At 71.7% G+C, this 12,668-nt stretch carries 13 protein-coding genes; all 13 read left to right on the top strand.

What is annotated here, in order from left to right; genetic code table 11:
- Positions 1 to 97: 97 nt before the first annotated feature.
- The 13 genes from H4O22_RS10515 (at position 98) to tatA (ending at position 12,664) form a co-directional block, all read left to right on the top strand.
- Positions 98 to 994 (top strand): tRNA (adenine-N1)-methyltransferase, encoded by an 897-nt coding sequence (locus tag H4O22_RS10515; RefSeq protein ID WP_182527078.1) that lies wholly within the window; start codon positions 98 to 100, stop codon positions 992 to 994.
- A gap of 77 nt (positions 995 to 1,071) precedes the next feature.
- Positions 1,072 to 2,838, top strand: a complete 1,767-nt coding sequence (gene arc / locus H4O22_RS10510) for a proteasome ATPase (RefSeq protein ID WP_182523375.1) — start codon at positions 1,072 to 1,074, stop codon at positions 2,836 to 2,838.
- A 38-nt stretch (positions 2,839 to 2,876) separates the two neighbouring features.
- Positions 2,877 to 4,385, top strand: a complete 1,509-nt coding sequence (gene dop / locus H4O22_RS10505; protein WP_182523374.1) for a depupylase/deamidase Dop — start codon at positions 2,877 to 2,879, stop codon at positions 4,383 to 4,385.
- A 17-nt stretch (positions 4,386 to 4,402) separates the two neighbouring features.
- On the top strand, positions 4,403 to 4,600 hold the full coding sequence (locus H4O22_RS10500; protein WP_182523373.1) for a ubiquitin-like protein Pup: 198 nt from the start codon (positions 4,403 to 4,405) through the stop codon (positions 4,598 to 4,600).
- A 3-nt stretch (positions 4,601 to 4,603) separates the two neighbouring features.
- Positions 4,604 to 5,449, top strand: a complete 846-nt coding sequence (gene prcB / locus H4O22_RS10495; RefSeq protein WP_182523372.1) for a proteasome subunit beta — start codon at positions 4,604 to 4,606, stop codon at positions 5,447 to 5,449.
- The gene (prcA, locus tag H4O22_RS10490; RefSeq protein ID WP_182523371.1) at positions 5,446 to 6,306 is read left to right on the top strand and encodes a proteasome subunit alpha; all 861 of its coding nucleotides are present in this window, start codon (positions 5,446 to 5,448) and stop codon (positions 6,304 to 6,306) included. The genes prcB and prcA overlap by 4 nt, the downstream gene beginning before the upstream one ends.
- Positions 6,307 to 6,370: 64 nt before the next feature.
- Positions 6,371 to 6,703 (top strand): hypothetical protein, encoded by a 333-nt coding sequence (locus H4O22_RS10485; RefSeq protein WP_182523370.1) that lies wholly within the window; start codon positions 6,371 to 6,373, stop codon positions 6,701 to 6,703.
- Between the two features lie 234 nt (positions 6,704 to 6,937).
- Positions 6,938 to 7,846, top strand: a complete 909-nt coding sequence (locus H4O22_RS10480) for a hypothetical protein (RefSeq protein ID WP_182523369.1) — start codon at positions 6,938 to 6,940, stop codon at positions 7,844 to 7,846.
- 105 nt (positions 7,847 to 7,951) lie between these two features.
- Entirely contained in the window at positions 7,952 to 9,313 is a 1,362-nt protein-coding gene (gene pafA / locus H4O22_RS10475) for a Pup--protein ligase (RefSeq protein WP_182523368.1), read from the top strand.
- A gap of 76 nt (positions 9,314 to 9,389) precedes the next feature.
- A complete protein-coding gene (locus H4O22_RS10470; protein ID WP_182523367.1) occupies positions 9,390 to 10,343 on the top strand; it encodes an FKBP-type peptidyl-prolyl cis-trans isomerase in 954 nt (317 codons plus the stop codon).
- 51 nt (positions 10,344 to 10,394) lie between these two features.
- Positions 10,395 to 11,369 (top strand): helix-turn-helix transcriptional regulator, encoded by a 975-nt coding sequence (locus H4O22_RS10465; RefSeq protein WP_182523366.1) that lies wholly within the window; start codon positions 10,395 to 10,397, stop codon positions 11,367 to 11,369.
- Positions 11,366 to 12,349 carry a helix-turn-helix transcriptional regulator gene (locus H4O22_RS10460; protein WP_182523365.1) on the top strand — a complete coding sequence of 328 codons (984 nt, stop codon included), beginning with the start codon at positions 11,366 to 11,368 and terminating at the stop codon, positions 12,347 to 12,349. The genes H4O22_RS10465 and H4O22_RS10460 overlap by 4 nt, the downstream gene beginning before the upstream one ends.
- 45 nt (positions 12,350 to 12,394) lie before the next feature.
- Positions 12,395 to 12,664, top strand: a complete 270-nt coding sequence (tatA, locus tag H4O22_RS10455) for a Sec-independent protein translocase subunit TatA (protein WP_220451132.1) — start codon at positions 12,395 to 12,397, stop codon at positions 12,662 to 12,664.
- Positions 12,665 to 12,668 lie beyond the last annotated feature (4 nt).

Here is a 12,668-nt window from a genome sequence, read left to right as displayed (position 1 = left end):
CCCGCCCGAGAACGCCGCCGTCGACCCCGTCGATCCCGTCGAGCCTGCTGACCCCGACGTCGACCCCGACGCCTGGTCCGGCGTCCACCGCGGCCCGCTGCGCGTCGGCGAGTGGGTGCGGCTGGTGGACCAGAAGGGCCGCCGCCACAACTTCGAGCTGGTCCCGGGCAAGCGGTTCTTCTCCAACCGTGGCCACCTCGAGCACGACGACCTGATCGGGCGCGAGGAGGGGTTCACGGTCGTCTCGTCCGCAGGCGGGGAGTACCTCGTCTTCCGGCCGCTGCTCTCGGAGTTCGTCGTCTCGATGCCGCGCGGCGCGGCCGTGGTCTACCCCAAGGACGCCGCCCAGATCGTGGCGATGGCCGACATCTTCCCCGGCGCCCACGTCGTGGAGGCCGGGGTCGGGTCCGGCGCGCTGACCTGCTCGCTGCTCCGGGCCGTCGGCCCGCACGGGCGGGTGACCTCCTACGAGCGCCGCGAGGAGTTCGCCGACGTCGCGCGCCGCAACGTCACGCAGTTCTTCGGCGGCGACCACCCGGCCTGGAGCCTGCGGCTCGGGGACCTCGCCGAGGAGCTCCCCGCCTCGGGGGAGCGCGTCGACCGGATCATCCTCGACATGCTCGCACCCTGGGAGTGCCTCGACGCCGCCGCCGGCGCGCTGCGGCCCGGCGGCATCGTCTGCGCGTACGTCGCCACGACCACCCAGCTGTCGCGGTTCGTCGAGACCGTGCGGCTGCACGGCGGGTTCACCGAGCCGCAGCCGTGGGAGTCGCTCGTGCGCGACTGGCACGTCGAGGGGCTCGCCGTCCGGCCGGGCCACAAGATGATCGGCCACACGGCGTTCCTGGTGACCGCCCGGCGGATGGCGCCCGGCCAGCGGCCGCCACTGAAGAAGCGGCGTCCCGCGCCCGGCGCCTACGGGCCCGACTACGCCGGGCCGCGGCCCCCCGGCGTACCCCTGGACGAGCCGGCGCAGGAGCCCGGGGAGGGCTGAGGCCCGACATCGCCCGGACGTTCCGGCCGGTTGTCCCCGCCCGCGGGTAGGGTCGCAACCACAGGAGGTGCGCTGACATGACTGCAGACGACCCGTTCGGCACCGCACGGCCCGACCATGGTGGCGCGAGCCCCGAGGAGCTCGCGAGCCAGGTCCGGTTCCTGGAGGCCGAGGTGGGCGACCTCCGTCGCCGCCTCTCCGACGGCCCGGGCGGCTCGCGGGGGCTCGAGCTGCGGCTCTCCGACGCCGAGCGGTCGCTGGCCGCCGTCACCGGCCAGAACGAGCGCCTCGCCCAGACGCTGCGCGAGGCCCGCGACCAGATCATGAAGCTCAAGGAGGAGGTCGACCGACTGGCCCAGCCGCCGGCCGGCTTCGGCACCTTCCTGCAGCGCAACGACGACGATTCCGTCGACGTCTTCACCGGTGGCCGCAAGCTCCGGGTCAACGTCAGCCCGAGCGTCGAGGTGGACTCCCTGCGCCGCGGCCAGGAGGTCATGCTCAACGAGGCGCTCAACGTCGTCGCCGCCCTCGACTACGAGGAGGTCGGCGAGGTGGTGATGTTCAAGGAGCTGCTCGCCGACGGCAACCGCGCCCTGGTGATCGCCAACGCCGACGAGGAGCGCGTCGTCCGCCTCGCCCAGCCGCTGCGCGAGGACACGATCCGGGCCGGCGACTCGCTCCTGCTCGACTCCCGGGCGGGCTACGTCTACGAGAAGGTGCCGAAGTCGGAGGTCGAGGAGCTGGTCCTCGAGGAGGTCCCCGACATCGCCTACGAGTCGATCGGCGGCCTCGGCAACCAGATCGAGATGATCCAGGACGCCGTCGAGCTGCCCTACCTGCACCCCGACCTGTTCCGTGAGCACAAGCTCAAGCCCCCGAAGGGCGTGCTGCTCTACGGGCCTCCCGGCTGCGGCAAGACGCTGATCGCCAAGGCGGTCGCCAACTCGCTGGCCAAGAAGGTCGCGGCGCGCACCGGCCAGGAGGGGAAGTCCTACTTCCTCAACATCAAGGGCCCCGAGCTGCTCAACAAGTACGTCGGGGAGACCGAGCGGCACATCCGGCTGGTCTTCCAGCGGGCCCGCGAGAAGGCCAGCACCGGCACGCCGGTCATCGTCTTCTTCGACGAGATGGACTCGCTGTTCCGCACCCGCGGCTCCGGGGTGTCCTCCGACGTCGAGAACACCATCGTCCCCCAGCTGCTCAGCGAGATCGACGGCGTCGAGCTGCTCGAGAACGTCCTGGTGATCGGCGCCTCCAACCGCGAGGACATGATCGACCCCGCGATCCTGCGGCCGGGCCGGCTCGACGTGAAGATCAAGATCGAGCGCCCGGACGCGGAGTCGGCGCGCGACATCTTCAGCAAGTACCTCACCCCCGACCTGCCCCTGCACGCCGAGGACGTCGGCGAGTTCGGCGGGGACCGCGACGCCACCGTCGCCGCGATGATCCGGGCGACGGTCGAGCGGATGTACACCGAGACCGAGGAGAACCGCTTCCTCGAGGTGACCTACGCCAACGGCGACAAGGAGGTCCTGTACTTCAAGGACTTCAACTCCGGCGCGATGATCCAGAACATCGTCGACCGCGCCAAGAAGATGGCGATCAAGGACTTCCTCGACCACGACCAGCGCGGGCTCCGGGTCTCCCACCTGCTGCAGGCGTGCGTCGACGAGTTCAAGGAGAACGAGGACCTCCCCAACACCACGAACCCCGACGACTGGGCCCGGATCTCCGGCAAGAAGGGCGAGCGGATCGTGTTCATCCGCACGCTGATCACCGGCAAGCAGGGCACCGAGCCGGGTCGGTCCATCGACACGGTCGCCAACACCGGGCAGTACCTCTGAGCCGGGGGCCTGTCCGTGACCCCGCGTAGGCTCGCAACATGAGCGTGCGGCGGGTCATGGGGACCGAGGTCGAGTACGGCATCACCGTGCAGGGACAGCCGCTGGCCAACCCGATGGTGGCCTCCTCCCAGGTCGTCAACGCCTACGCGTCGGCCACGGTGAAGGCACGGCGCGCCCGCTGGGACTTCGAGGAGGAGTCGCCGCTGCGCGACGCCCGCGGCTTCGACATGGCCCGCGCGGCCGCCGACCCGACGCAGCTGACCGACGAGGACCTCGGCCTGGCCAACGTCATCCTCACCAACGGCGCCCGGCTCTACGTCGACCACGCGCACCCGGAGTACTCCACGCCGGAGGTCACCACCCCGCTCGACATCGTCCGGTGGGACAAGGCGGGGGAGCAGATCATGCTCGACGCGCAGCGGCGGGCCAGCCAGCTGCCCGGCGGGTCGCCGATCCTGCTCTACAAGAACAACACCGACAACAAGGGCGCGTCGTACGGCGCCCACGAGAACTACCTGATGCGCCGGTCGACGCCGTTCGCCGACATCGTCAAGCACCTCACGCCGTTCTTCGTCTCCCGCCAGGTCGTGACCGGCGCCGGGCGGGTGGGCATCGGGCAGGACGGCCGGGCTGACGGCTTCCAGATCAGCCAGCGCGCCGACTACTTCGAGGTCGAGGTGGGCCTCGAGACGACGCTGAAGCGACCGATCATCAACACCCGCGACGAGCCGCACGCCGACCCCGAGAAGTACCGCCGGCTGCACGTGATCATCGGCGACGCCAACCTGGCCGAGGTCTCGACGTACCTCAAGGTGGGCACCACCTCGCTGGTGCTGGCGATGATCGAGGACCGGTTCATCCCCGTCGACCTGTCCGTGGACGGCCCGGTCGCAGCGCTGCGGGCGGTCTCCCACGACCCCACCCTGCGGCAGACCGTGACCCTGAAGGACGGCCGCCGGCTCACCGCGGTGCAGCTGCAGCTGGAGTACCTCGACCTCGCCCGCAAGTACGTCGAGGACCGGTACGGCGCGGACGCCGACGCCCAGACCGTCGACGTCCTGGCCCGGTGGGAGTCGGTGCTGGACCGGCTCGAGCGCGACCCGATGTCGTTGGCCCGCGAGCTGGACTGGGTGGCGAAGCTGCAGCTGCTCGAGCAGTACCGCCAGCGCGACGGCCTCGACTGGGACGACGCCAAGCTGCAGCTCATCGACGTCCAGTACTCCGACATCCGCCCGGAGAAGGGCCTCTACCAGCGGCTGGTCGCCGGCGGCCGGATCGAGCGGCTGCTCGAGGAGGCGTCGGTGACCGCCGCGATGCACGACCCGCCGGAGGAGACCCGGGCGTACTTCCGCGGCCGCTGCCTGGAGAAGTACGCCGAGCACGTGGCCGCCGCGTCGTGGGACTCGGTCATCTTCGACCTGCCCGGACGCGAGTCGCTCCAGCGGGTGCCGACCATCGACCCGCTGCGCGGCAGCAAGGCCCACGTCGGCGCGCTGCTCGACCGATGCCGAACCGCGACCGAGTTGTTCGCCGCTCTCACCCGATGAGTGGCTAGGGTCGGGGTATGGCACAGGAGCAGAAGCAGCCGCGCAAGGCCTCCGAGACCGAGGAGGCCGTCGAGACGGCGCCGGAGACCGACGTCGCCGAGCGCAAGGAGGTGCTCGACAACGACGTCGACGACCTCCTCGACGAGATCGACGACGTCCTGGAGACCAACGCCGAGGACTTCGTGAAGTCGTTCATCCAGAAGGGCGGGGAGTAGGTCTTGACCGACCCTCGCCTCCCCGCTGCCTTCCTGCAGCCGGGCGTCTCGTCCTTCGCCGACTTCCTCGCCGACCAGGCGCCCGACCTGCTGCCCTCGCGCCGCGCCGTACCGCCCGGCAACGCCGGTGACCTCGCGCCGCACGGCACCACGATCGTCGCCGCGACCTTCCCCGGCGGCGTCGTGATCGCCGGCGACCGGCGCGCCACCATGGGCAACATCATCGCCCAGCGCGACATCGAGAAGGTCTTCCCGGCCGACGAGTTCTCCGCGGTCGGCATCGCCGGCACCGCCGGTCTTGCAGTCGAGATGGTGCGCCTCTTCCAGACCGAGCTCGAGCACTACGAGAAGATCGAGGGCAGCACGCTCTCGATGGACGGCAAGGCCAACCGGCTCGCCGCCCTGATCCGCGGCAACCTCGGGATGGCCATGCAGGGGCTGGCCGTCGTCCCCCTCTTCGCCGGCTACGACATGCGCGTGGGCCAGGGCCGGATCTTCAGCTACGACGTCACCGGCGGCCGGTACGAGGAGACGGCGTTCCACTCCGTCGGCTCCGGCGCGCTCTTCGCCCGTGGCTCGCTGAAGAAGCTCTACCGCGAGGACCTCGGGCCCGAGGACTGCGTGACGGTCGTCGTGCAGGCGCTCTACGACGCCGCCGACGACGACTCCGCCACCGGCGGACCCGACCTGGCCCGGCGGATCTTCCCGGTCGTCCAGATCATCACCGCGGAGGGCGGGCGGCGGATGTCCGACGACGACGTCGCCGAGATCGCCGACCGCGTCATCGCCGGGCGGATGAGCCGGCCCGACGGGCCGGCCGCCCCGCTGACCGGAGGTGGCGCGCGATGAGCATGCCGTTCTACGTCTCGCCCGAGCAGCTGATGAAGGACCGGGCCGACTTCGCGCGCAAGGGCATCGCCCGGGGCCGCTCGGTCGTGGCGGTCCAGTACGCCGAGGGGATCCTGTTCGCCTCCGAGAACCCCTCGCAGGCCCTGCACAAGGTCAGCGAGATCTACGACCGGATCGCGTTCGCCGCGGTCGGCCGCTACAACGAGTTCGAGAACCTGCGGATCGCCGGCGTACGCCTCGCCGACATGCGCGGCTACGCCTACGACCGCCGCGACGTGACCGGGCGCGGGCTGGCCAACGCCTACGCCCAGACGCTCGGCACGATCTTCTCCAGCGGCGGCGAGAAGCCGTACGAGGTGGAGATCTTCGTCGCCGAGATCGCCGACGACGCGGCCGACGACCAGATCTTCCGGCTGACGTACGACGGCCAGGTCGCCGACGAGCACGGGTACGCCGTGATGGGCGGCGCCGCGGAGTCGGTCTCGCGCTACCTCAAGGAGCGCTACCAGGCCGGCGGCACGATGGCCGACACCCTGCGGCTGGCCGTGGCGGCCCTGGGCCACAACGACACCGAGGACCGGGTGATCGCGGTGCGCGACCTCGAGGTCGCCATCCTCGACCGCACCCGCACCCAGCCGCGCAAGTTCCTGCGGCTCGGCCCCGCCCGCCTCGAGGGCCTGCTCGGCGGCCGCGGCCCGGAGGACCCCTCCCAGCCCGTCACCAGCAGCCCGCCCGGCACCGCTCCCGCCTCCATGGTCCGCGACGACCCCGGCGACCCCACCGACCAGACCAGCGGCCACATCCCGCCGCTCGAGGACCCGGTCACCGGCGAGCCCCCCGTCGCGCCGCCGGAGTAGCCCCTGCGGTTTGGTCCCAAACCGCAAGGGGCAGTCAACGGTCCCACCGATCCCAGGAGCGACCATGCCCCGCCGTACCGCCGCTGCCCTCGCCGCCGTCGTCCTTTCCACCGGCCTCGTCGCCGCGCCCCAAGTCTCGGCAAGCGCGGCGGGTGACTCCTGCATCTCCAAGAAGGAGTACCGCAAGGTCAAGCAGGGCATGACCCGCCCCCAGGTCAAGCAGGTCACCGGCACGAACGGCAAGTCCCTGGGCCGCGCGGAGGCGAGTCAGGACTACATCATCGAGAAGCGACGCTACCGGGTCTGCACCTCCCGCAAGGGCGCCGCCGAGCTCGGCTTCGTCAGCGTGATGGGCGGCCCGTACAAGCTGACCCGCAAGACCGTCGACTGGCGCTGACCGGCGCCCCCACCCGCTGATCGTAGGTCTGCGGTTTGGGACCAGCCCGCAGGTCCAGGCCGCGAGTTCCTGCCGTTTGGGACCAAACCGCGGGCTCGATCCGCCTGCCGCAGACGTTGTCCACAGCCGCCGCCGGCGGCCGTTTTCGCCGGACCCTGCGTGCGCAGGGTCAGGAGCATGGACGGTCGAGACGAACCTATCCGTGGCGAGGTCAGGCTCGCAGGACACCGGCGGGTGAGCCACGGGCTCTACCTCCCGTTCCGGGACGGCCTGAGCGAGGACGAGGAACGGCTCCGCGAGCTGCGTGCGTACCTCCTGGTGCTGCCCGAGTCCACCGTCTTCACCCACCTGACGGCCGCCTGGCTCATGAACTGGCGGCTGCCCCACCTCCCCGAGCAGATCCCGGTGTTCGCGGCCGTCGACATCGGCGACGAGGCGCCACGCCGGCACGGCCTGATCTGCTCACGGCTGGTGCCCGACCGCGGCCCGCCGGCGAAGCGGCGCGGCCTGCCCGTCGACGCCCCTGAGGAGATCCTGCTGCGGGCGGCCCGGGACCTCGGGGTCCTGGACCTCGTCATCCTGGTCGACTCCGCCCTCGCGAACGGCGACCTCGACCCGGCCCGGATGGATGCGCTCCTCGCCAGCCGCCGCCCCGGGGTGCGGGTGCTCCGGTCGGCGTACGAGCTCGCGAACCCCCGATCCGAGTCCGCCGGCGAGACGGTGCTGAGGGTGTTCCACGAGGCGATCGGTGTCGCGGTGCAGGCCCAGGTGGATCTCTTCGACGCCGTGGGAACCCTGATCGGGCGCGCTGACCTGATGGTCACCGGCACGACTGCGGTCCACGAGTACGACGGCGCGTACCACCGGGACCAGCGCCAGCACCGCCGCGACTTGCGACGCGAGCGAGCGCTGGCGGGCACGCCGTACGTGCGCCGAGGCTTCGTCCTGGACGACCTGCTCAACCACCCCGGCGTCGTCATGCACGAGATCGACCGCGCGCTCGGGCGCCCGCACCATCCGAGTCGACTCGAGCGGTGGAGGCGCATCGTCGACAACTCGCTCTACTCCGAGAAGGGCCGCGCCCGGGTGATGAATCGGTGGCGGCGACAGAACGGCATCATCGATTGGGCGAAAACCACATGATTCGGCGCCAAGATCTTGCGGTTTGGTCCCAAACCGCAGCGCGCGAGCGCCGAGCCCGGCGGCGGTTCGTGGGCGAGATCACCGTGGTCGGCCTAGGCTGAGGCCGTGGACCGGCGGATCTTCGGCATCGAGAACGAGTACGGCGTGACGTGCACGTTCAAGGGCCAGCGCCGTCTCAGTCCGGACGAGGTGGCGCGGTACCTGTTCCGCAAGGTCGTGAGCTGGGGGCGCAGCAGCAACGTCTTCCTGCGCAACGGCGCGCGGCTCTACCTCGACGTGGGCAGCCACCCGGAGTACGCCACGCCCGAGTGCGACGACATCGTCGAGCTGGTCACCCACGACAAGGCGGGGGAGCGGATCCTCGAGGGGCTGCTGCTGGACGCCGAGCAGCGGCTGCACGACGAGGGCATCGCCGGCGAGATCTACCTGTTCAAGAACAACACCGACTCCGCGGGCAACTCCTACGGCTGCCACGAGAACTACCTGGTCGGCCGGGCGGGGGAGTTCAGCCGGCTCGCCGACATCCTGATCCCGTTCCTGGTGACCCGCCAGATCGTCGTGGGCGCCGGCAAGATCACCCAGACCCCGCGCGGCGCCAGCTTCTCGGTCTCCCAGCGCGCCGAGCACATCTGGGAGGGCGTCAGCAGCGCCACCACCCGCAGCCGGCCGATCATCAACACCCGCGACGAGCCGCACGCGGACGCCGAGAAGTACCGCCGCCTGCACGTCATCGTCGGCGACTCCAACATGAGCGAGACCACGACCATGCTCAAGGTCGCCAGCTGCGACCTGGTGCTGCGGATGATCGAGGAGGGCGTGGTGATGCGCGACCTCACCATGGAGAACCCCATCCGCGCCATCCGCGAGATCTCCCACGACGTCACCGGCCGCCGCAAGGTCCGGCTCGCCAACGGCCGTGAGGCCAGCGCCCTCGACATCCAGCAGGAGTACCTCACCAAGGCCCGCGACTTCGTGGACCGCCGCGGGATCAGCACGCCCACCATCGAGGCCGCCCTCGACCTCTGGGAGCGCGGGCTCAAGGCCGTCGAGTCCGACGACCTCGGCCTGGTCGACACCGAGATCGACTGGGTGATCAAGTGGAAGCTGATCGAGGCCTACCGGGCCCGCCACGGCCTGCCGCTCGGGCACGCCCGGATCGCCCAGCTCGACCTCGCCTACCACGACATCCACCGCGGCCGCGGCCTCTACTACCTGCTGGAGAAGCGCGGCAAGGTCGCCCGGGTCACCAGCGACCTGAAGATCTTCGAGGCCAAGTCGGTGCCGCCGCAGTCCACCCGCGCGCGGCTGCGCGGTGAGTTCATCCGCAAGGCCCAGGAGCGCCGCCGCGACTTCACCGTCGACTGGGTGCACCTGAAGCTCAACGACCAGGCTCAGCGCACCGTGTTGTGCAAGGACCCGTTCCGGGCGCACGACGAGCGGGTGCAGCGTCTCATCGACGGCATGTGAGTCCGCTGGGCGCGGCCGGGACCGCGCCGGTTAGGGTCTGTCCGGCAACGTCACGTCTCGCTCGAAGGTTGGACTCGTGCTCCCTCGTCTGCACCGGCCCCTGGCCGCCCTGGTTCCCGTCCTGCTGCTCGGCCTCGCGGCCTGCGGCGACGACGACGGCACCTCGCCCAACGCGATCGACGGCCTGGCCGGGTTCGACGCGGTCGAGATCAGCGGGGAGCCGGGCAGCAAGCCGACGGTGACCTGGAAGGACCAGCTCGAGGCCGACGACCCCGAGGTCGAGGTTCTCACCGAGGGCGACGGCGAGGAGGTCGCCGCCGGCGACTCCGTGCTCGCCAACCTCTGGATCGGCAACGGCTTCAGCCAGGAGGAGACGTACACGACGTACGGCGAGGGCGGCGCGCAGGAGCTGGTGCTCGACGAGGAGCAGCTCGCGCCGATCTTCCTCGAGGCCCTCGAGGGCCAGACCCGCGGCTCGCGGGTCGCCGTCGTCGCCTCCGCGGAGGAGGCGTTCGGCGAGGCCGGCAACCCCTCGCTGGGCATCGGCAACCAGGACACCGTCCTGATGGTCGTCGACCTGGCCCCGGCGCCGCTGGCGGCCCCGCAGGGCGCGAAGCAGCAGCGGGCCGCGTGGATGCCGCGCCTGACGGCCGCGAAGGGCGCCATCACCGGCTTCGACTTCACCGGCACCCCCGAGCCCACCGCGAAGCTGCAGCAGGGCTTCCTGATCAAGGGCGACGGGCCGGTCGTGGAGAAGGGCCAGGCGATCACCGTCGACTACCTCGGCCAGGTGTACGGCGGGGCCAAGCCGTTCGACGAGAGCTACTCCAAGGAGCCGACCAGCTTCCCGATCGGCACCGGCGGCGTCATCAAGGGCTGGGACCGGGCGCTCGCCGGCGTCCCGGTCGGCAGCCGGGTCGTCCTCGCGGTCCCGCCGGACCTCGGGTACGGCACGGAGGGCAACAAGCAGGCGGGCATCAAGGGCACCGACACGCTGTACTTCGTCGTCGACGTCCTCGGCGCCGCCTAGCAGAATCGACCCGGGCGACCGCCCGGCGGGACGAACGGGCAGGGGAGTCGGATGACGGTGCGCAAGACCGAGCGGCTGCTCAACCTGCTCATCATGCTGCTGGTCCAGCGCCACTTCGTGGCCAAGGACCGGATCCGCTCGATCCTCTACCCGGGCTCCTCCGACGAGGCGTTCGAGAAGATGTTCGAGCGCGACAAGGAGGAGCTGCGCAGCCTCGGCGTCCCGATCGAGGTGGGGTCCATGGACGCCTACTTCGACGACGAGCCGGGCTACCGGATCCGCCCCGACGAGTTCGCGCTGCCCGACGTCGCCCTGCTCCCCGACGAGGCCGCCGTCGTCGGCCTGGCCACCCGGGTCTGGCAGCACGCCCGGCTCGCCGAGGCCACCACCGACGCGGTGCGCAAGCTCACCGCCCTCGGGGTCGACGTGGACACCTCCGCCCTCGACATCGTCGAGCCCCGGCTGAGCGCCGACGAGCCGTCGTTCGACGTGTTCTGGGAGGCCACCCAGGAGCGCACCCCGGTCGAGTTCGACTACGCGCGCCCCGGCCAGGACACCGTCACCACCCGCCACCTCCAGCCCTGGGGCGTCGTCCGGTACGCCGGGCGCTGGTACGTCGTCGGGCTCGACACCGACCGCGGCGAGGAGCGGGTCTTCCGGCTCTCCCGCGTGCAGGGCGAGGCCCGGCGCGCCGGCGAGCCCGGGTCGTACGACGTCCCGCCGGGCACCGACGTCCGCGAGGTCGCCCGCCGGCTGGCCCCGGCGCCGACCCTGGAGCAGGCGACGCTGCTGGTGCGCTCCGGCGCCGGGCTGACGCTGCGCCGCGGGGCCGACCACGTCGAGACCGGCGTCCCCGGACCCGACGACCGCACCTCCTGGGACCGGGTCGTCACGACCCGTGGCGCGCTCGGGCTCGCCGACGAGGTGCTGGGGTACGGCGCCGACGTCTGCGTCGAGGGACCCCCCGAGCTCCGGGACGCCGTCGTCGCGCGGCTGCGCGCCGCGGTCGGGACGGTGGCGTCGTGAGCACCGCCGCCGGGGCGAAGGACCAGGTCGCCCGCCTGCTCACCCTGGTGCCCTACCTCAACGCCCGCGGCCCGGTCCGGCTCGAGGACGCCGCGCGCGACCTCGGCGTCGGCCCCAAGCAGCTGCTCTCCGACCTCAAGGTGCTGCTCATGTGCGGGCTGCCGGGCGGCTACCCCGACGACCTCATCGACGTCGACCTCGACGCGCTGCAGGACCCCGAGGGCGACGGCGTCATCCGGGTCTCGAACGCCGAGTACCTCGCCCGGCCGCTCCGGCTGACCCCTACGGAGGCGACCGCCGTCATCGTCGCGCTGCGGGCCCTGCGCAACGGGGCCGAGCGGGAGACCCGCGAGGTCGTCGACCGCGCGCTGGCCAAGCTGGAGGCGGCCGCCGCGGAGGGCACCGCCGCGCCGCGCATCGACCCGGGACAGGACGCCGGCGACCCCGACCTCGCCCTGCTCGCGCAGCGCCTCCAGGGGGCCGCCGACCGCCGCCGCCAGGTCGCGCTGACCTACTACGTCCCCTCGCGCGACGAGGAGTCCGAGCGGCGGGTCGACCCGCGCGGCGTGGTCACCGCCAACGGGTTCGCCTACCTCGACGCGTGGTGCCACAGCGCGGAGGCCCCGCGGCTCTTCCGCCTCGACCGGATCTCGCAGGCCACCGTGCTCGACGACCCGATCCGCTCCGAGCCCGAGCCGCCCCGCGACCTCGCCGACGGGCTGTTCACCCGCTCCGAGGAGGTCACCCGGGTGACCCTGCGTCTCGAGGCGCCGGCGCGCTGGATCGTGGAGTACTACCCCGTCGAGGAGGTCCGTCCGGGCCCCGACGGCACCACCGAGGTCGACCTCCTCGTCGCCGACGAGCGCTGGCTGACCCGGCTGCTGCTCCGGCTGGCCCCGCACGGGTCGGTCGTCGTCCCGGCCGAGCTCGACGCGTCGTTCAGGTCCGCGGCACTGGAGACGCTCCGGCTGTACACCTGACCCGGCGTACGATGACCAGGACCACCATTCGTCTGTGAGGACATCATGACCCCGTTCGCAATCGGCGGCCTCGGCACGACCGAGCTGCTCATCATCCTGGCCGTCCTGGTCCTCCTGTTCGGTGCGTCGAAGCTGCCGGAGCTGGCCCGAGGCAGCGGGCGCGCGCTGCGCATCTTCAAGGCCGAGACCAAGGGCCTGATGGACGACGACGAGGACCCCGCCACCAAGACCCCCGAGCAGCGCGAGCTCGAGGCCCGGCAGGCGCAGGTGGACGCCGAGGCCGAGCGCCGCCGGCGCGGCGACACCACCATCTGACCCC

This window comes from Nocardioides dongkuii (genome assembly GCF_014127485.1).
GTDB lineage: Bacteria > Actinomycetota > Actinomycetes > Propionibacteriales > Nocardioidaceae > Nocardioides > Nocardioides dongkuii.
The sequence above is the reverse complement of the archived record's forward strand: the minus strand, read 5'-3'. Positions and strand labels throughout refer to the sequence as shown.